The following is a 1,070-nucleotide window of genomic DNA, read 5'->3' as shown; positions in this document are numbered from 1 at the left end:
TTATGTGGATGGGATAGCAACCATGCGTTTCCATGACATGAACAGTTCGCTGGCTGCTGTGCGGGCTATGATACTGGAAGCACATCCCGAAGCGGCGGCAGACCGGGCAATCAAAGTATTAGAAGCCTGTCAGGTAGGGGAAGAAGATTTTTTCTGCCATGTGACACATAAAACATGGGACACCATTCTCCATGACATACGCAAGGCACACGAAAATGACAGTGAAAGTGCACCGGATACCACGCCCGCCGATGAGCTGATCCGGGAAGTCCAAAAGGCTATGCAATCGCCGGGGGACAGGGTGCAGCAATTTACAGAGATATTCTGCAAGGCGTTCCAGCTCAAATATAAGCGGCTCTCGGAAGAAGAACGCACCACCTTGAAAAAGCTGTTCCGCAAGTCCCCGCTTATCAAACATTCCGGCATGAATTTCCGGCGCAGACCTTGGAAATGAAAACTGCCGTTGTGGGAATGGGTGTTCCTACAACGGCAGTGTCTTTTATTCGCCGGTATATGTAATTTCTATTTCATAGCTGCCATCCTCATAGTAAGTGTGGAAAGCATAGTCCCCGATTTGCAAGTCCCCTTCTGTGACAGGGTAAAAAGTCTTTTCCTCTGCGTCATAAATCACAGCTTCGTCTATAAATTCATCTTCAACAATAGTCAGGATTTCCCGGATACAATCATCACAAAAATGTGTTTTCATTTTGTGGGCGCTCACAATGCCCCGTCCCCGGTCAATGGAAGCGGTGGCGCTGCCGCTATTGGGATTTGACATCATCATAAAGTGAGCTTCGCTGATTTCATCATATCCAGAGGTAATCATTGTGCCGCCTCTTTCCCGTTGGCTCTCAATCGGCTCGGTATTATCGAATATTTCCAACCCATAGGCTGCGCCGGTATTTAGGAAAACCAGATTGATACGCTCCGGCAGCTCCCGTTCCAGACAGCAACCGTCAGCCGTATTCGGGATATATCGGATAAGGTTTTCAACATCCTGTCCATACTGGCTGTACACCAAATCGTGCCGGATGGTTTGAGCAATTTCCTCATATTCATCATCGGTGGCT

Annotated in this window: 1 protein-coding gene and 1 pseudogene; one reads left to right on the top strand and one right to left on the bottom strand. The window is 48.3% G+C overall.

Features of this window, described 5'->3' with window-relative positions:
• Positions 1 to 454 (top strand): annotated as a pseudogene (locus tag WKT10_RS15890) (helix-turn-helix domain-containing protein); the annotation flags it as partial.
• 45 nt (positions 455 to 499) lie between these two features.
• Here WKT10_RS15890 and WKT10_RS15885 read toward each other — a convergent pair.
• On the bottom strand, positions 500 to 1,070 hold a 571-nt coding region (locus WKT10_RS15885; RefSeq protein ID WP_340278048.1), incomplete at its 5' end, for a hypothetical protein.

Source organism: Enterocloster sp. HCN-30185 (genome assembly GCF_037890305.1).
Taxonomy (GTDB): Bacteria; Bacillota; Clostridia; order Lachnospirales; family Lachnospiraceae; genus Enterocloster.
The sequence above is the reverse complement of the archived record's forward strand: the minus strand, read 5'-3'. Positions and strand labels throughout refer to the sequence as shown.